Origin of the sequence: Kutzneria viridogrisea DSM 43870 (assembly GCF_000525635.1) — a bacterium.
Taxonomy (GTDB): Bacteria; Actinomycetota; Actinomycetes; order Mycobacteriales; family Pseudonocardiaceae; genus Kutzneria; species Kutzneria viridogrisea.
The window spans coordinates 4,151,147-4,169,916 of record NZ_CP007155.1 but is presented as its reverse complement, the minus strand read 5'-3'; the positions used below and the strand labels follow the sequence as shown (position 1 = coordinate 4,169,916).

Annotated in this window: 12 protein-coding genes; 7 read left to right on the top strand and 5 right to left on the bottom strand. The window is 69.4% G+C overall.

Annotation, left to right across the window (positions count from 1 at the left end; all coding sequences use genetic code 11):
• Positions 1 to 59: 59 nt before the first annotated feature.
• Positions 60 to 737: an acVLRF1 family peptidyl-tRNA hydrolase gene (locus KALB_RS18560; RefSeq protein ID WP_025357217.1), complete on the bottom strand. Its 678-nt coding sequence runs from the start codon at positions 735 to 737 to the stop codon at positions 60 to 62.
• Positions 738 to 795: 58 nt separating this feature from the next.
• Positions 796 to 1,359, bottom strand: a complete 564-nt coding sequence (locus KALB_RS18555; RefSeq protein WP_025357216.1) for a hypothetical protein — start codon at positions 1,357 to 1,359, stop codon at positions 796 to 798.
• 260 nt (positions 1,360 to 1,619) lie between these two features.
• Between KALB_RS18555 and KALB_RS18550 the strand changes: the two genes are divergently transcribed.
• Positions 1,620 to 2,603 (top strand): helix-turn-helix domain-containing protein, encoded by a 984-nt coding sequence (locus KALB_RS18550; RefSeq protein ID WP_025357215.1) that lies wholly within the window; start codon positions 1,620 to 1,622, stop codon positions 2,601 to 2,603.
• Between the two features lie 264 nt (positions 2,604 to 2,867).
• On the opposite strand, the gene KALB_RS18545 is transcribed toward KALB_RS18550, so the two are convergent.
• Together KALB_RS18545 and KALB_RS18540 are read right to left on the bottom strand one after the other, a co-directional pair.
• A complete protein-coding gene (locus KALB_RS18545) occupies positions 2,868 to 5,615 on the bottom strand; it encodes a S8 family serine peptidase (protein WP_081789390.1) in 2,748 nt (915 codons plus the stop codon).
• Between the two features lie 203 nt (positions 5,616 to 5,818).
• Positions 5,819 to 7,375 carry a deoxyguanosinetriphosphate triphosphohydrolase family protein gene (locus tag KALB_RS18540; protein ID WP_025357213.1) on the bottom strand — a complete coding sequence of 519 codons (1,557 nt, stop codon included), beginning with the start codon at positions 7,373 to 7,375 and terminating at the stop codon, positions 5,819 to 5,821.
• Between the two features lie 22 nt (positions 7,376 to 7,397).
• Between KALB_RS18540 and KALB_RS18535 the strand changes: the two genes are divergently transcribed.
• From KALB_RS18535 to KALB_RS46565, 5 genes are all read left to right on the top strand, one after another.
• Positions 7,398 to 8,477 (top strand): lycopene cyclase family protein, encoded by a 1,080-nt coding sequence (locus tag KALB_RS18535; RefSeq protein ID WP_025357212.1) that lies wholly within the window; start codon positions 7,398 to 7,400, stop codon positions 8,475 to 8,477.
• Positions 8,478 to 8,530: 53 nt separating this feature from the next.
• Positions 8,531 to 10,249, top strand: coding sequence for a GGDEF domain-containing protein (locus KALB_RS18530; protein WP_025357211.1), 1,719 nt, complete (start codon positions 8,531 to 8,533; stop codon positions 10,247 to 10,249).
• A gap of 147 nt (positions 10,250 to 10,396) precedes the next feature.
• Positions 10,397 to 12,646 carry a discoidin domain-containing protein gene (locus KALB_RS18525; protein ID WP_025357210.1) on the top strand — a complete coding sequence of 750 codons (2,250 nt, stop codon included), beginning with the start codon at positions 10,397 to 10,399 and terminating at the stop codon, positions 12,644 to 12,646.
• A 290-nt stretch (positions 12,647 to 12,936) separates the two neighbouring features.
• On the top strand, positions 12,937 to 13,962 hold the full coding sequence (locus KALB_RS46570; protein ID WP_148309521.1) for a hypothetical protein: 1,026 nt from the start codon (positions 12,937 to 12,939) through the stop codon (positions 13,960 to 13,962).
• Positions 13,959 to 14,393: a hypothetical protein gene (locus KALB_RS46565; RefSeq protein ID WP_148309520.1), complete on the top strand. Its 435-nt coding sequence runs from the start codon at positions 13,959 to 13,961 to the stop codon at positions 14,391 to 14,393. Before KALB_RS46570 ends, KALB_RS46565 begins: the two co-directional genes overlap by 4 nt.
• A 94-nt stretch (positions 14,394 to 14,487) precedes the next feature.
• Here KALB_RS46565 and KALB_RS18520 read toward each other — a convergent pair whose 3' ends face one another.
• Positions 14,488 to 16,668 carry a protease pro-enzyme activation domain-containing protein gene (locus KALB_RS18520; protein ID WP_025357209.1) on the bottom strand — a complete coding sequence of 727 codons (2,181 nt, stop codon included), beginning with the start codon at positions 16,666 to 16,668 and terminating at the stop codon, positions 14,488 to 14,490.
• 989 nt (positions 16,669 to 17,657) lie between these two features.
• Here KALB_RS18520 and KALB_RS18515 point away from each other — a divergent pair.
• The gene (locus KALB_RS18515; RefSeq protein ID WP_025357208.1) at positions 17,658 to 18,758 is read left to right on the top strand and encodes a carboxylate-amine ligase; all 1,101 of its coding nucleotides are present in this window, start codon (positions 17,658 to 17,660) and stop codon (positions 18,756 to 18,758) included.
• Positions 18,759 to 18,770 lie beyond the last annotated feature (12 nt).

The following is an 18,770-nucleotide window of genomic DNA, read 5'->3' as shown; positions in this document are numbered from 1 at the left end:
AGCGGGACTCACGCTTCCCAGGCAGGTACTCACGCTCCCCTGCGCGGGACTCGCCGGGTTCAGGCGACTGGGTCCCGCACGGTGATCTCCACGGCGCGGGCCTGCTCGGCGGCGTCGTCGAGCACGGTGCGGCGGGGTTCGGGCACGTCGAGCACGCGGGGTTCGGCGCGGTCCAGCAGGGCGGTGAGCCGCCGGTCGGCGCGCAGGGCCTCCAGCGCACGCCGGTCGCCGCCGAGCACGAGGGCGTCGAGTTCGTGGGCCACGGGCAACAGGACCCGCACGGCGTCCTCGGCGGCGGACTGGAGGGCGACGCGGGCCTGCCCCTCGCGGCGGCGGGCGAAGCGCTGCTGGGACCAGCCACCGGCCTTGTTGCGGCCGTGCACCTGCTTGCGGTCGGTCGTGGACACGAGCACGCGGCCGTCCTGCGCGACGCCGATGCTGTGGCCGCCGAGCCGGACCAGCAGCAGGCCGATCCGCCGCGAGCGGCTCACGTGCTCGACGAGCGCGGACACGGCGAGCACGGGGTACTCCCCCAGCCCCTCGGTGAGCGGCCCGTACGGCACCTCCGCGGTGGCGAGCGCACCGTCCACGGCCTGGACCCGTACGGACTCGCCGGTGATCACGGTGCTGGTCGTGCCGCCGTGCTGGCTGACGAACCGCTCGAACCACCCGGCGACCCGTTCGGGCGCGACCTCCACCGCCCGCCCGCCGCCCGCGACGGACCGGACCCGGCTCACCGGCTCACCTCACTGGCGCTCGTCGCACTGGCGAGCCGGACCGTGCTCACTGGTGCGCTCACGGCGCGACCGCCACCCACACCGGCAGCGGGTGGCCCGCCTCCTTGGGCGACAGGCGCTGCACGGCGGCGAACCCGGCGCCGGTCAGCGCCTCGGAGATCTGCTCCTTGGACAGCACCTGGTGCCGGGTGGCCACCGAGCGGACGAGCTCCCAGCGACCCGCGCTGCGGGCCAGTTGCAACACCTCAAGCCCGTAGGAGCTGCCGTCCTCGGCCCAGTCCCACAGCTGCACGGTGACCTGCCGGGCCTCGCCACGACCGGACACGCGGGGCGGTGGCGCGGTGGGCCGCAGCCTGCGCAACCGGTCCAGTTCGGGGACGGCGGCCACCAGCAGCCCGCCGGGGCGCAGCGCCAGCCGGGCCGCGTTGAGCGCCGCCTCCAGGCCGTTCTCGTGCGCGAGCCGGGGCAGCAGGTCGTCACCGGCGCGCACCACGTCCACGGGGTGGGCGGGCATCTGCGCCAGCACGTCGAGCAGGTCGGCCCCCGAGTGCGGGCCGGGTCCGAGTACGGCGGCGGCGACGTCGGCGAAGACGTCCTCGCGTGGCGGCCCAGGAACGGTCACCGCGCACACAGTACGGACCCGTGAACAAGTCACATCGGGTGATCCCCCGGGGCGCCGGCACACCTTCGGGAGAAATCCGGCACACTGGTGAACTCACCCAGTCGAGCGACCGTCTTACCGACCAACGCTAGACATTTGATAACCCGGTGTAATAGTTTACGCCGGAAGGAGTAGCTACTGACTCCGTTCAGAGGTGCCATGATCAAGCGCCCACCCAGTAGTGTCACTCCTGCGTGACAAGTTGACAGCGAGGAGTCACTATGACGATCGCTGCTGGTCATACGGACCTGTCGTTCGTCGACACCGTGCCAGCTGATCGGGAAGAGTTGGTGGGCCTGTTGGCCACCGGCCCGTTCCCCGATGCCTTGCGCGCCGCGATCAAGACCAGCAGGTTGAGCCTGGACCGCATCCAGCACCGGCTCGGCCTGCGGGGCATCACCATCAGCGTCGCGACCCTCAGCTACTGGCAGTCGGGCCGTCGCAGGCCCGAACGGCCGGAGTCGCTGGAGGCGCTCCGGCACCTGGAGGCGGTGCTGGGCGTGCCGCCGAGCGCGCTGACGGCACTGCTCGGGCCGCCCCGGCCGCGGGGTCGGCGCAGCAGGCCCACCCGGGTCCTGCCGATCGACGCGCTGTGGTCGCGGCGTGAGCGGCTGGCCAGCCTGCTCTCCAGGGTGGACACCAGCTCCGACTGCCGACTGGGCAGACTCAGCCAGCACGACCGGGTGGAGGTGGCCGCCGACGGCGGGCAACGCTCCCTGTGGGTGCGGCAGGTGCTGCGCGCCGAGCAGGACGGGGCCGACCGCTGGGTGCTGGTCTTCGACTCGGAGTCGGCGCCGGGCACCATCCCGGAGCTGGGCAACCTGAGCAACTGCCGGGTCGGCCGCACGGCCGTGGACGAGGAGGCCAGCATCCTGGTGGCCGAGCTCGTCTTCGACCGCACGCTGGCCCGCGGCGACACGGTCATCATGGAATACCAGCTGACCCACCCGGCACCGCCGTACCCGGCCAGTGGCAACGCCTACTGCCGCAAGTTCCGGCTGCCGGTGCGCGAGTACGTGCTGGAGGTGCGCTTCGACCAGTCCCGGCTGCCCGCGCGCTGCCAGCAGTACGCGGTGCCCGCGGGCGAGGAAGGTCCCTCGCGCCGTCGCAACCTGGCGCTGGACCCGTCCGGCGGGGTGCACTCGGTGGCACTGGGCTTCGGACCGGGTGTGTTCGGCATCCGCTGGGACTGGCCGACCCGCTAGCAACCAGTTCACGAAGGTGCCCTTGACGAGGCTGGACCTCGGCAAGGGCACCTTTTTGCCGCGCGGGCGAAGATGGTTGTCCACAGCCGCCGACCTGTCCACAGCAGCCCCCGTATCAAGATCAACCAGGGGGTGCGGGCGGTAGGCTGGGATCGGGGTCGCCCCCCAGGGAGTGGCGGGGGATGTTCATGGGTGGGTACAAGATCACCACATCTGTGGTACCCGGGGTCACCACCACACCCGTGGTGGTGACCCCGGCTCACATCAGGCCTCGTAGCCGTTGAGGTGCAAGGAAACCGCGCGGATCGAGCCGCTGTCGGCCGCTCCGCCGTCGACCACCTTGAAGGTCCACGTGCCGTCGGCGGTGTCGGCGAGCAGGCCGGACAGCGCGGTCTGCGGCTTCCACGTGCCGGTGAACGGCGCCTGCGTGGAGGTCACCGAGGCGAAGGCCGCACCGGCCCCGTCGTCGAAGACCACCTGGCACAGGTTGTGCCCGGTGCCGCCCTTGCGCTGGAACAGCACCGCCGAGGCACCCGAGGGCGAGGTGAGCGTGCCGACCAGGTCGCTGACGTAGCTGTGGTCGATGCCCACCGTGGTGGACCCGACCGCGGTGGAGCAGGCCGTGCCGTCGATGGAGAAGGTCACCTTGGAGGCGCGGCCGATCCCGCTGACGGTGATCGGCACACTGGCGCCCACCGTGCTGTTGTCCGGGATGGCCACCGGGGCGCCGGTGTAGGCGAAGTCGTGCACCACCGAGGAGGGCTGGCCCACCGGCACCGGGAAGCTCACCGTGGTCGGCGAGTGGGCCCCGGAGAAGGTCACCTTGGCGCGCAGCACCACCGGCACGCCCACCTGCTGGGTGGCGGGCACGGTCAGCCCGAAGGTGTTGATCACGGTCTGGCCCGACTCGATGGTGCCGTACCGCTTGGACCGCGGGGTGATCGTCACGCCCGGGGTCGGCGAGTCCAGCACCACGCTGGTGGAGGCGGCCGTGCCGTCACCGCCGTTGGACACCGGCAGGGTGATCGTGCCGGTGTCGCCGGGCTTGAGGTACGCGCCGCCGCTGGCGGAGCGCACCGTGGGCGCCTGCGCCACGGCGTAGGGCTGCGGGCTGGCGCCGGTGTAGGCGAGCACCTTGTCGGCGAGGATCACGCCCACGCCGGTGCGGGAGTCCACGCCGGGGGCGCCGATGTCCACCGCGGTCTTGGTCAGCGCCTCACGCACGTCGGCGGGCGAGATGCCGGGGTTGCCCGACAGCACCAGCCCCGCGATGGCCGCGGCGTGCGGGGCCGCCGCCGAGGTGCCGAAGAACGGCGCGAACCCGGCGACCGAGGTGGCCACGCCGTCGGCGGCGGTCAGGTCCGGCTTCTGGCGCACCTGGCTGCCACCGCTGACCGGGCTGCCGTCGGCGTTGAAGAAGACCTTGCGGGGGCCGTCGGAGGAGAACCGCTCGATCTGCGTGGCCGAACCGAACATGCCGGGGAAGGGACCGGCGGGGTTTGCCGGGTCCCCGGGCTCCAGCGGACGGCCGAACGCGGCGGCGGCGGGGGCCGCGGCCACGCTGTAGGCGTCCTTGGCCGCGGAGTGGCCGCTGGTCATGCCGGGGGTGACGAACTTCTTCAGCCCGTCGGCGGAGTCGGCGAACCGCCCGCGCAGCGCGGACAGCGACAGGTACTTGTTGGCGCCCTTGAACTTCACCACGGCCAGCCGCTGACCGGAGGCCGAGGTGGTGTTGATCCGCTCGTAGGGGTCCTGGGTGCCGTTCTGGATGTTCTGGCTGAACGAGATGACGTTGCCGTTGCCGTCCAGCAGGTAGAGGTCGTAGTCGTCGGTGGCGGCCCTGAGCGGGTCGTTCCACCACAGCGTCACCGGCACGCCCGCCGAGCCCGCGGACAGCGGCTCGTAGATCTGGGTGCCGCCCGCGCCCGCGAAGTTGTGCGCGGTGCCCGCGAACTTGGCCACGCCCTGGCCGGAGTCGACGAAGTCGCCCTCCCAGTGGCCGGAGGTGCCGTCACCGGTGTTGCCCTCGTTGCCCGCCGAGGAGAAGTACAGCGCGCCCGAGGCGGTCACCTCGTTGACGGCCTGGGCGATCGGCCCGTCCTGGAACGGGGCCTCGTTGAAGTAGAAGACGTCGTCCACGATGACGTCGCAGTGCTCCTGAGTGCGCAGCGCGCGGATGTTGTCGGCGAAGCTGGCGTCCCCGTTGAACGCCGTGGCGAAGCCCAGACTCGCGCCCGGCGCCAGGTCGTGCAGGATCTCCAGCATCGCGGTGCCCTCGTCGCCGCTGCCCTCCTGGCCGGGCAGCACGTCGACCGGGGACAGCTCGCCGGAGGCCACCGAGGCGGCCAGCGAGTCCACACCGTCGGACAGGGCGCACAGCTTGACGCCGACTCCGGTGACCCCGTTGGACTGGCGGGCCGTGTCGGCGGCGTGCACGCGGTCGCCCTGGCTGGTGACCGCGGCCGCCGCGGTGCGGGCCTGCTTGGACTGGATCGCGGCCTTGGTGCGCTGCTCGATGCGCGCGGTCTTCTCGGCCTTGGACTCGGCCTCGGGCGCGTCGGAGCGACGGCCGGGGGCTTGCTGAGAGGTCATCGCATCGGAACCGGACTCGACGCGCCGCACGTCCTCCCGGCCCGCCAGCGTGGTCAGCGCCGACAGCGGGACCTGCGCCCGCACGGTGGCCCCGCGCTGGGAGACGACGCGGACCTGGCCGCCCACCTTGCCGATGGCGGCCACGAGGTCCTCGCTGACCTTCGTGGCGCGCACGTCGACGAGCACGCCGCCGTTCGCGTCGACGTTGATTCCGGACTGCACGCGGGCCAGCGCCGAGTTGCTCGATTGGTTGGTGCGCTGCTTCTGCTCGACGAGCAGGCGGCTGTCCAGTTTGGACTCGGTCTTGGTGGCCGCGGTCTTCACGCTCTGCAACGCCGCGATCTGGGCCGCCGTGCTGTCCGACAGCGAGCCGGGCCCCGCGGCGGGTTGGGCCACGACGGGGGCGGCCAGCCCCAGCATGGCGGTCAGGCAGGCCAGCCCGGCAGCAGCCAGACCGGTGGTTCTGGAGGGTCTACGCACTCGTTCTCCCCAAGTCCGCGTGCCCCCGACGCACGCCCCAGCGGTCGGTGATCACCGACCGAGGAGGAGAACGTAAAGTTTTCGTACAGTGACAAACATCAGCCGGGCGGGTGACGCTCACCTGCGTTAACGGTCACAGTGCGTCACAGCACAAAGCTCTCGGTCCAGAGCTGGCCCGTGCGCCCGGACAACGCGTCGAGCAGGGCGGCGGCCTGTCCGTCGGTCAGCGAGGCCACGAAGTCCACCACCGCGCGGCCCCTCGCCAGCGCGCGCACCGCGTCGGTGCCGGTCGGTGGCTCACCGGCCGGACCGGCCAGCACGTGCGGTGCGGTGCGGGCCAGCGCCCGGTACTCGGTGTCGGCCAGTTCCACCAGGTCGTGCAGGCGGCGCGGCAGCCGGTCGGCCTCGTGCCGGTCGGACATCCACTGGTCGAGGGCGTCCACCAGCTTGGTCAGCAACCTGGCCTGCCCGCGCTGGTGCAGGGCCAGGTCGGGGCGCAGCAGCACGAAGCGCCGGTGCACGAACTTGAGCACGGCCACCTCGTGCCACTGTGCGGCGGCCAGCACCACGTGCCCCGACCTGGTCGTCGGGTTGAGCAGCACCTCCACGCCCTCGACGAGCCGGGTGCTCCACCGGCTGAAGAACCCGGCCACGGTCTGCTCGGCCTCGGCGGAACCGTCGAAGGGCACCGCGAGCAGCCCGTCGACCAGCTCCGCGCGGACCCGGGCCACGGCGGCGGCGAACGCGTCGTCGTCGACGATCCACGAGTCCTTGGCGTGCAGCCTGCGCCGCAGCGCCTCCAGCGAACGGCCCGGCCTGCGCGACTGGGCGGCCAGTTCGGCGTCGCTGAGCTCGGCCAGCGCGAGCGCCTCGGTCAGCCAGGTGCCCAGCTCGGCGGCGACGGTGGCGTGTTGCAGCACGCCCACCCGGTGGAAGTCCTCCACGTCGTGGATGGCGTAGGCGATGTCGTCGGCGGTGTCCATCACCGAGGCCTCGACGGTCTGCTGCCAGTCGTCCACCCGGCCCAGGAACGGGGCCCGCGCCTGCACGAAGTCGTCCAGTTCGGTGACGTAGGCGGAGAACTTGGCCGAGCCGCTGCCCGGCGCGTCCGAGGGTTCGGCGGCCCCGCGCGGCGGCTGGGCCATCGTGCTGGGGTGCGGGTCCGGGTGGGACAGCCGGGTCCACGGGTACTTCAGGATCGCCGCGCGCACCGCCACGGTCAGGTCCATGCCGACCCCACCGGGCCCGCGCACGTCGGTGGTGGTGACGATGCGGAAGGACTGCGCGTTGCCCTCGAACCCGTCGGCCAGGCCGAAGCGGTTGCGGGCGACGCGGTCCAGGATCTGCTCCCCCAGGTGCCCGAACGGCGGGTGACCCAGGTCGTGAGCCAGGCTCGCGGCCTCCACCACGTCGGGGTCGCAGCCGCCGAACTTGTCCACAGTGGCCGCGACCTCGGGCTTGGCGGCCAGCCGCTCGGCGATGGCGCGGGCCACCTGCGCGACCTTGAGGCTGTGCGTGAGGCGGTTGTGCAGCAGCAGGCCCGAGCCGCCGGGGCTGATCACCTGGGTGACGCCACCCAGCCGGGCGAAGAACGGGGAGCTGGCGATCCGGTCGCGGTCCGCGCGGTACGGGCTGGCCGCCAGGTCGGGGGTGTCCTGGCCGGCGGATCGGCGTTCCTGACGGCTCGTCTCCTCGTGCATGCACCGACGTTAGCCTGAGCTGGTGCTGGACGTGCTGGTGGTCGGGGCGGGCCCGGCCGGGTTGGCGCTGGCGGCGAGCTGCGCGCGGGTCGGGCTGGCGACGGCCGTGGTGGACCGCGCGCCGCAGCGGCCGTGGCGGGCCACCTACGGCGCGTGGGCCGACGAGCTGCCCGCGCTGCCCGACACGGCCATCGCCGCGCGGGCGAGCCGGGTGCGGGCCGTGGCGCTGACCGAGCACGTGCTGCCCCGCGAGTACGTGGTGCTGGACAACGCGGGACTGCGCGCGCACCTCGCCCACCCCGAGGTGGACCTGCGCACCGGGCGGGTCGTTGCCGTGCGCCCCGGCGAGGTCGAACTCGCCGACGGGACCCGCATGCCCGCGCACACCGTGGTCGACGCCAGCGGGGCACCGGCCGCTCGCGGCGCCGCCGAGCAGACGGCCGTGGGCGTGGTGCTGCCCGAATCGTGCGGAGTGCTCGCGCCGGGCGAGGCCGTGTTCATGGACTGGCGGCAGGTGGCGCCCGGCGAGCCGACGTTCTGCTACACGCTGCCGCTGGGTGGGGGCGAGGTGCTCGTCGAGGAGACCTCACTCGCCCGGCGGCCCGGCCTGCCGCTGCCGGTGCTGCGCGAGCGCCTGGCGGCCCGGCTCGCCGCCGCTGGGCTGTCCGCGGGAGGCAGGGAGGAGCTGGTCCGGTTCCCGCTGGACGTGCCGACGCCGCGGGGCCGCCTGGCGTTCGGGGCCGCGGCGGGCATGGTGCACCCGGCGAGCGGCTACAGCGTGGCCACCGCCCTGGGCGCGGCGCCCTCGGTGGCCGAGGCGATTGCCGTGACCAATTCACCTGTTCGGCGAAACATCTGGCCACTTCGTGCCAAGATGGTGCACGCACTGCGCCTGCGGGGGCTGGCCGTGCTGCTCCGGTTGCCCGCGCGGGACGTGCCGCTGTTCTTCGAGCTGTTCTTCACGCTGCCGCCTGGCCTGCAGCGTGCCTACCTCTCCGGGAGGACCGACCCGAGCGGAACTACCGCCGCCATGCTGGCGCTATGGCGAGCAGCACCCTGGCGGTTACGCGGCGTGATCGCACGCGCTGCTACGACTAGGTGAACACCTGGTGAAGGCACTCGGCAACTGCGCGTGAGTGCAGCAGGATCGTGCCCGTGACCGCGCTGCTGGACGACGTGCGCTTCGCGTTCCAGCCGCTGTTCAACCTGCACACCGGCGGCGTCGTGGCGATCGAAGCGCTGGCAAGACCCTCCGACCGATCCGCGTACGAGCTCCTTCGGGACGCGGCCAGAGCAGGCGTGCTGCTCGAGACGGACGCCGCGCTGGCCGCGGCAGCCGTCCGGGCGGCCGCCGAACGTGACACTCTGTTACCACTGCACATCAACCTGCTGGCCGCGACGGCGGCGAAGGCGGCCGAGGCCGTCGGCCCGTTGCTGGAGGCGTTGCAGGAGACCGGCCGCCGCGCCGAGGACGTGTGGCTGGAGATCGGCACACCGTTCTCCCGGCTGCGCCGCGACGCCCTGTTCACCGGGCTGGACCTGCTCCGCATGAGCGGGTTCCACCTGGTGCTGGACGGGGTCGGCGACGGGGACGTGCCGCTGAGCCTGTACACCGAGCTGGCGCCTGAGATGATCAAGCTGGACCGGCGGGTGGTGGCCGGACTGGCCGAGGACCCCGGCAAGGCGGCACTGGTCACGGCGCTGACCGTGCTGTGCGAGCACAACCAGGGCCAGCTGGTCGCCGAGGGCGTGGAGACCGAGCTGCAACTGGCCGCGGTGCGCAGGCTGGGCTTCGGCCTGGCCCAGGGCAACCTGCTGGCGCCGGCCAGCCGCCGGCCAGCGGTGGACGCGACCATCTCCCCCACGCTGACCAAGCTGCCCGAGCACGAGATGACCGGGCCGGTGCGCCGCGCGGCGGGCCCCCGGGTCACCGACTTCCTGCACCCGGCCACCGCGCTGTCGGTGGAAGCCACCGCCGAGGAGGTGCGGGCGGTGTTCGCCAACCAGGCCGCGGTCAGCGGGGTCGTGCTGGTCGACGAGCAGGGGCGGCCGAGCTGGACGGTGGACCGCAACCGGTTCCTGCTCGCGGTGACCGGGCCGTACGGGCACGCGCTGCACGCCAAGCGGGAGGCCGCGCGGCTGGCCGATCCGCCGTACATCGTGCCCACCGACGCCACCGCGCTGGACCTGCTCGACCTGCTGGCCCACGCCGAGCGCTCGCGAATGAGCGACGAGGTCGTGGTGGTGGACAAGAACGACCGCTGCCTGGGCGTGGTGCGGGTCTCCGACGTGGTGCGCGGCATCGCGGAGATGAAGGTGGAGCAGGCCGCCGCGCTCAACCCGCTGACCCGGCTGCCCGGCAACGACGCCCTGGCCCGCGAGGTGGACCGGCGCATCGCCGCCAGGGAGATCTTCGCGGTGGGCTGGCTGGACGTGGACGGGTTCAAGATCGTCAACGATTCGGCGGGCTTCGCCGCGGGCGACGACCTGATCCGCGAGATCGGGCGTGGGCTGGCCGACGCTGCCGCGGTGCTGCCGACCGTGCAGGTGGGCCACATCGGCGGAGACGACTTCGTGTTCGTCACCGGGCTGGACGACCTGGTGCCGCTGTCCTCCGGGCAGCTGGACACCCCGCGTTCGGCCGGGGGCATGGCGGTGTCGATGTCGCTGGCCACCCTGGTCTGCGCGACGGGCAGCGTCGCGGACTACCGCGAGGTGTCCCGGCTGCTCGCCCCGCTCAAGAAGCAGGCCAAGGCGCTGCGCGGGTCCAGTTGGGTGCTGGGCAGGCCGGGCTCGGACCGGATGGACGTGCTGCGCGGCACCGCCCCCGCATCGGCGGTGCCGCCAGCGCAGCGTGGGGCGGTCAGCGCCTGAACCGGGCGCTTACGTGAAAGCTTGCGCAATTTCGCAACAGAATTGCGCAAGCCTGGCGTAATTTTGCGACTTTGTGTTCAGTTATTGCATCCAGATTCGGCGGGCGCCTAGGTTTCACGGCACCCTGCAGCCGAACTGGAGACAATGATGTCCGCACATCCCACTCCCCTGCGCGCGGCCGCACTCGGCATCGGCGCGGCGGCATTGGCCGGACTCGCGTTCACCGCGATTCCGCAGACAATTCCCACAGCATCGGCCGCGATCGCCGGCGGGCGCGGCGCCACTGTTCCCTTCACCGAGTACGAGGCCGAATCGGCGGCCACCAACGGTTCCGTGATCGGCATGGACCGCACCGCGGGAACGCTGGCCAGTGAGGCCTCCGGGCGCAAAGCGGTCACCCTGTCCGGAAACGGCAAATACGTCGAGTTCACGCTGACCGCTCCCGCGAACGCGGTGACCGTGCACTACTCGGTTCCCGACGCGGCGGGCGGGGCGAACTACACCAGCCCGCTCGCGGTCTACGTCAACGGGGCCAAGAACCAGGACCTGACGCTGACCAACAAGTACAGCTGGTACTACGGCAGCTATCCGTTCACCAACGACCCGGGGCAGGGCAAACAGCACCACCTGTACGACGACGTACGCGCGATGTTCGGCAGCACGCTCGCCCAGGGCACCAGGGTGCGGCTGCAACTGGACGCCTCCTCGGTGCCGGTCACCGTGGACACCGCCGACTTCGAGTCGGTGGCCGCGCCGATCGGCCAGCCCGCGGGCTCGCTGTCGGTGACCTCCTACGGCGCGGACCCCAGTGGGGCCGCCGACTCGGGGCAGGCCATCACCAACGCCGTCAACGCGGCCTCCGCACAGGGCAAGGTGCTCTACATCCCGCCGGGCACCTACACGGTCAACCAGCACATCATCGTCAACAACGTGACGGTGCAGGGCGCGGGCCAGTGGTACTCGGTGCTGCACGGGCTCGGGGTCGGCGTGTACGGCAACTACGCGCCCAACCCCAGCGGCAACGTCAAGCTCAGCGACTTCGCGATCATGGGCGAGACGGTGGAGCGCAACGACGGGGACCAGGTCAACGCGATCGGCGGCGCGCTGGGCGGCGGCTCGGTGGTGGCCGACATCTGGATGCAGCACACCAAGTGCGGGCTGTGGCTGGACGGCCCGTTCGACGGGCTGACCGTCAGGGACAACCGGATCCTGGACATGACCGCGGACGGGCTCAACCTGCACAACGGGATCAGCCACGTCACGGTGACCAACAACTTCCTGCGCAACCTCGGCGACGACGGGCTGGCCATGTGGTCGGAGCAGAACGCCGACCACGACAACACCTTCTCCTTCAACACCGTGGAACTACCCATCCTCGCCAACAACATCGCCCTCTACGGCGGCCGGGACAACAGCGTCACCGACAACCTGCTCAGCGACACGCAGACCCAGGGCGGCGGGCTGCACGTGGCCAACCGCTTCAACGCCGTGCTGCTGGCGGGCACGACCACCCTGGCGCGCAACACCCTGGTCCGGACCGGGGTGCTGGACCCCAACTGGCAGTTCGGGGTCGGCGCGCTGTGGTTCGACGCGCAGAACGGCGCGCTCAACGGGACCGTGAACGTCTCGGACACGGACCTGATCGACAGCTCCTACGAGGCGATCCAGACCGTGGAGGGCTCCACGGTCAGCAACCTCAACTTCACCAACGTGCGCATCGACGGCACCGGCACGTTCGCACTGCAGTTGCAGACCGGCGGCTCGGCCACGTTCGCCGGGGTCACCGCGGCGCACGTCGGGGCGTCCAACCCGATCTACAGCTGCCTGGGCAGCGCGTTCACGATCAACCAGGGTGCGGGCAACTCCGGTTGGTACACCAGCACTCCCTACTGCGGACCGTGGCCCGCGCCGAACTACACCTACCCCGGCGATGGCGGCACGACCACGACTCCCCCGACCACCACCACGACTGAGCCCAACGCGAACCTGGCCGCGGGCAAGCCCGTCTCGGCCAGTGGTTCCACCCAGGTCTACGGCCCGGGTAACGCCGTCGACTCAGACGCCGCCAGCTACTGGGAGAGCGCCAACAACGCCTTCCCGCAGTGGATCCAGGTCGACCTCGGCTCGACGCGGACCGTGGGCCGCATGGTGCTGAGGCTGCCGCCCTCCTCGGCCTGGGGCGCGCGCACGCAGACCCTGTCGGTGTCCGGCTCCACCGACGGCTCCTCGTTCAGCACCGTGCTCGGCTCGGCCGGGTACCGGTTCGACCCGGCCACCGGCAACTCGGTGACCATCCCGGTGCCCGCGACGAGCCAGCGCTACCTGCGGCTGACCTTCACCGGCAACACCGGCTGGCCCGCGGGCCAACTCTCCGACTGGCAGGTCTACCAGTCCTGACCTGGCGGTGCACACCGCGTAAGCCCTCGCCATGAAGGTGCCCTTTGGGACGTTCAACGTCTCGAAGGGCACCTTCATGGCCTTGCCACCAGGCCGACGCGTGCGGTGCACGCCCTACGCACTGGACAGACTGGGCTTAAGCCGAAACCACACAGACAACCCCAAACCATTGACTATTCAATTAGCGACACCACACCACTGGGTGATTGCAACAAGGCTTAACTTAGGTCAAGAATCACCCCAAGGCTCTCGGCCAAAAAATCCACACATGCCGGAGAGCATCTCGAAAAATGGAGAACCTATACCAGATGGGCATTGACCCCGAGCGCACACCCTACGCCCACCAATTCACAAAGGAAGCTAATCAACGCGCAAAACGCGCACGAAATCTGACATGGCAGCTCACACATAAATACTTCACCCCACTCTCCCAAGAACTACTCAAAGAAGGCGTTCTTGAGCTTTTCGAGAAAGTGACTTCGATAGCTTCACGCGAGCCCTTTGAAACAGCTTCCGCAGTAGAGATCGGCGAATGGTTGATCGAGCAGCGCATCGGAAGCAGGGACTCACTACAGATAATCCTGAAGGCAATCGCGATAGAAATACAGCATAGTACTCCACGACACAAGCAAAAAGCTCTTCACGAACGCGCGACAGCGGTACTCGCAGCGGTTTCGCAAGGCTACATAAACAGGATAGGCGATGAAATTCTCGACCAGCAGTCGATGCTACATAGCGCCCATCTAAGAGTTTCACATGATCAATTCACCAGGCTGCATGCCGTCAACTACCTGAACCCCAAGGCCGCAGCCACATTTGGCAAGGATGGGCATTTTCTTGAAGCCAACCACGCATGGACCGACCTGGCCGGAGTCACTGCAGAAGAACTCACGCACACCAAATTGAGCTCTCTACTGTTACTGGGCAGCGAAGATCATGAGCTTGGCTACCCGAGAGACTTGTTCACAGGAAAGCTTCCCAAGTGCGTAGCAAAGTCGAAGATGCTCACCAAAGGTCGGGGTGAAGTTGCTGTAGAGCTAATCTTCTCCCCCTTAGCGCCAGGGGCGGTCCACGACAGCTACGCCGTCGTAGTTGCGGTTCCTGTCGCAAGAATCTCTTTAAAGAGAATACTTAAAAGAATCCTGCTGGAGCTCGGGCTAACTCCACCGAAACGCCCCTTGGCCGCCACGCAAGAAAAACTGGAGGATGCGGCGAATGCCGCCGTCAACCAAGCCTATAGCCACATAATCCGCGTAATCAATCGAGCAACCGAAGAGCAGTCTAAAATAGCTCACCACAAAGGTGGTAACAGGTGAGGGATCGAGCCACTATCAACTCAATTCCGGGCGATGAGTGGCTTGGAACCACCGTTCTCGACCATGTGCGCCAGCTCCACAACTACTCACCAGATATCGCAGATAAAGTACTTGAAATGGCTGCAGAACAGCTCAAGTTTCAACGCGAAATGGACGAGAAGCAAAGTCGACACACCTGGCGGCTCGAATGGGCATGGTTTGGCTTCAGAGTACTGATGGCCACTCTCGGATTCACGGCATTGGTAGTCTATTCCACCGTTTCTGTAAGGCTCATAGAGTCGGGTGATGCGCTGCATGCGAGCCTTGTTCTCGGCGCGGGTACAGCATCTGTTGTCGCCATCTTCGTGACAGGTCGTAGCGCAGGACCGCTTCTCGTCCGGAAGAGGGCGGATCACACCACGTCCGCGCCAGCAGACCGCCTGGACGACTAGTCAGATCGCAGTGGTCCAGCGAGCGGAGATCCTCCCGTCGTGAAGGTGCCCTTTGGGACGTTCAACGTCTCGAAGGGCACCTTCATGACGTGGATCAGAAGCCGTAGATCTGGAACTTGAAGCTGGCCGAACCGCTGGTGCCGTTGGCCTCCTTGGCGGTCACGGTGACCGTCGTGGTGCCCGCAGTCGTCGGCGTACCGGAGATCAGACCCGAGGAGCTGATCGTCACACCGGCGGGCAGACCCGTCGCGGAGAAGGTCAGCGCACCACCGTCACTGGCAGTGGCCTTCACCTGGATGTTCTGGAACAGCTTGTACCCCTTGAAACCCCACTGGTCACCAGGACTGGTCACCGTGACGGTACCGGTGGGCGGCGGGGTGTCGCCGACCGTCCACTTGAAACTGGTGTTGCCGGACGCCTTGGTGTCGTCGGTGACGGTCACCGTGACGTTCGAGGTGCCCGCGGTGCTGGCGGTGCCGGTGATCAGGCCGCTGGCCGAGTCGATGGACAGCCCGGCGGGCAGGCCGCTGGCGCTGTAGGTCAGCTTGGCGCTGGACGAGGAGTCGGTGGCCTTGATCTGGAGGTTCACCGAGCCGCCGACCTTGGTGGTCTGGTCACCGGGGTTGGTGACGCTCACGGTGTTGCCGGTGGGCGTGCCGTTGAGCACGGTGAACAGCCCGCTGCCGTTGTACGAGCCCCAGCCGGTGACCTGGTCGTAGCCGGCCTTCGCGCTGAAGTCGGTGTTGCTGCCGGAGGTGATGTCGTGGAACGCCTTGCCGTAGTCGGCACCGGCACCGATCTGGTAGAAGGCCTGGTTGCCGTTGCCGAGCTTCTTACCGGCCTTCTGGTTGTACAGCGCGGCCCAGCCGGCCCACATCGGCGCGGCGCAACTCGTGCCGCCGTACTGCTTCCAGCTGCCCTGGGTGTAGATCGCGTAGCCGGTCTGCGGGTCCGCGTCCAGTGCCACGTCGGGCTCGGTGCGCTTGCCGTTGACCCCGGTCTGCCAGCTCGGCGCGTCGAACACGGTGGAGGTACCGCCGCCGGAACCGCTCCAGCCCCGCTCGGAGCCGTAGGTGTTGTTGCTGCCCACGGTGAGCGTGGTGCCGCCGACACCGGTCACCGAGGGAGAGGTCCCCGGCCAGCCGGCCGAGACCACGCTGGACCCGGAGTTGCTGCGGGTGCAGCCGCGCGAGCCGTCGTCGCCGGTGGCGGCGAAGAAGCTCTGGCCCTGCGCCTCACCCTGCTTGTAGGCGTTGTTCACGTTGGTCATCTGCGAGGTGGCCATGTCCTTCTCGCACAGGCCCCAGGAGATCGACGTGATGGACGCCTTGTTGTCCTTCACGATCTGGTTGACCATGTTCAGCTCGCCGGGATCGCTGTTCTCGGCCTCGTACACCAGCGTGGACGCCTTGGGCGCCATCGCCTGCACCAGCTCGATGTCCAGGGTCACCTCGTCCTGGCCGGCGCCCGGGTTCGAGTCGTAGTTCTGGCCGTTGACCGGAACCGTGACCGGGGCCGAGGAGCCCAGGTTGTAGTTCTTGTCGTAGTAGGCGATGTCGGACTGCTTGTAGCCGTCGAACTCGTAGAGCACGACGGTCTGCCCGCTGCCGTCCCCGCCGATCGGGTTGGTGTTGTAGATCGAGCGCAGGGCGTCGGGCGCCAGGCCCGAGGCGTTCGGGTTGGCGCTGGGCGCGGCGACCTCGCTGTGCTTGCGCACCGCGTGGTTGTCCAAACCGGACACACCCTGCACCAGCTCGGCCACGCCGCTGGGCAGCAGCGGTGCCGAGTCGTTGGCGAAGAACTGGCGGTTGGCCGCCGGGTCCTGGTAGACGCCGAGCCTGGTGCCGAACGCGGCGCTGACCTGCTCGGCGCTGCCGGTGGCGTTGACGACCTGGTTGTTGGTGCCGGTGACGTGCAGGCCCTTGCCCGTCAGGAAGGAGCTGACGCGGTCCAGCTCGGCCTTGGTGGGGCCGAAGCGGTCGGCGAACTGCTGCGGGGTCAGGTAGTGCCCGTACATGGCGGATCTCGGGTTGCTGACCTGGGCCAGGAACCCGTCCAGCTCGGCGGTGTTGTGCAGCTTCAGGCCGACCGCGACCGACAGCTGCCGGTCGGCGGGCAGGTCACCGGCGCGGTGGCTGGTGGCCACGGCCGGGTTGACGTTGCCCGGCACGGCGACCTGGGCCTGCGCGGCCTGGGCGACGCCGCCCAGTGCCACCGCGGCGACGATCGGCAGGGGCGCGATCGCCAACGCGATCGCACGGACTTCTCTTCTCACAGGATCCTCCTGGGCAGGGCTGAGGAAACTCGGGACTCGCGGGAGTCGACGGCTGGCGCGGGCGGCCGGGTACCCCCGAACGCCACGCCCGGACCGGCCGCCGTAGGGGAAACACGGCAGCGGAGTCCGGTCAACTCCCGAAGCGGTTCAAGCACAGACCATTTCAGACAGGTCACCGACCCGTTCCACGACGAGCACAAATCCCTCTTGAACTGCACCGATCACACCAGGTGGCGAAATTGGCCGCAGGTGGACCGGAAACGGTTCAGCAGAGTTCGAGCAGGTCACCCGCTGGGAATCGGACATCCCGCGAGTCGGCGTTTCCCCGTGGCGACGCACGATGTTCACCGTGGTCACGGCCAGGTCAGGCTGGCAGCGGACAACACGGCCAAGTCCGAAAAAAGGGACAGAACCGACGTGCGACAACCAGTGAGGCGAACGACGTGCGGGCATTGTGGAGCTGTCCTTCCTTGCCGGGCGAAGGGGCAGGGACCTCGTCGAAGGACTGTTCTTAAGTGTTATGACGCATATTCAGTTGATCCTCACGAAGTAAATGCCAAGCCGCAACCGAACGTCAAGGGGCAAAGGAAGGGCTATTGTTCGCACTGCGTCAACGGTGAATGCGCGGAGCCCCGTCCTGACCCTGGGTTACCCCGCTCGGCGCACTCGGACCACGGCGGACTGGTCACCAGCCGCCGTCCGGCTTCCCCGCAGACACCGCGAGTGCGTGCGGTGCGTCCGTTCGGGGAGAGGGCGGAGCAGGTGCCCCCGATAGTGCGCAGCAGACCACACCAACGCCGGACGCGCGTAGAAGGTGATCACTCCTAGCATTGCCGCGGTGACAGAGCGCACTCTGCCACATTCCTGGTGTCCGGTCAGGCGGACGGGCGGGAGTTCCAGTGCAGACCAGCAAGATCGGAGAGAAATTAGCTTCGCCAGTGGGACCGACGGTGGTCCCCGCACCGCGCGCGGTGCCCAGCAGAACGGGGGTGGCCCAAGCACTGACAGTGGGCGTCGAGGAGGAGTTCCTGCTCGTCGACTACCGGACCCGGCGGGTCGCGGCACGGGCACCACTGGTGCTGAGCGCGAACGCGGGCAAACTGCCGGGATTGCACCCGGAGATCACCCAATTTCAGGTGGAAACGACAACAACGGTGTGCCACACCATGGAGGAGGTGTCCCGGCAGCTGTCCACCAGCCGGGCGAAACTGGCCAGTGCCGTGCGCCAGCACGGGCTGCGACTGGCCGCGGTCGGAGCCCCGGTGCTGGGCAGGGCGGTGCCACCACCGCTGACCGACAACCCCCGCTACCACCAGATGGCCGCGGAGTACGGCGCGGTCACCGACGGGCTGTCGATCTGCGGTTGCCACGTGCACGTGGGCATCCCGGACCAGGAGGCGGGCATCAAGGCCAGCAACCACCTGCGTCCCTGGCTGCCGATCCTGTTGGCGCTCAGCGCGAACTCGCCGTTCTGGGAGGGCCGGGACACCGGCTACGCGAGCTGGCGCTACCTGGTGTGGGCGCGCTGGCCCAGCGCGGGACCGCCACCGGTCTTCGAGTCGCCCGACCAGTACGAGCACGCCGTGCGCGCACTGCTACAGGCGGGCGCGGCGATGGACCGGGGCATGGCCTACTGGGACGTGCGGCTGTCGCACCGGCACCCGACGATCGAGCTGCGGGTGTGCGACGTGGCGGCCACCTCCGAGGAGGCGGTGCTGATCGCGGCGCTGGCACGGGCGATGGTGGCCACGGCGCTGGCCGATGACCGGCCTCCCCTGCCGATGCCGCAGCACGTGCTGCGGGCGGCGACCTGGCGGGCGGCCCGCGACGGGCTGGACGGCTACTGCGTCAACCCCGTCACCGGGCACACCCTGCCCGCACCGGTGCTGCTCAAGCAGTTGATCGGACGAGTGCGGCCGGCGCTGGAGGAGGCCGGGGACCTCGACCTCGTCCTGGACTCGGCCGCGGAGCTGGTGGCCAAGGGCTGCGGGGCACACCGGCAGCGCAAGGCATACGCCCGCACAGGCAAGCTCACCGACGTGGTCGACCTGCTGACCGCGCAGACCGCCGGCGCCGCGGACCTGGTCTAGGCGTCAGCGCAA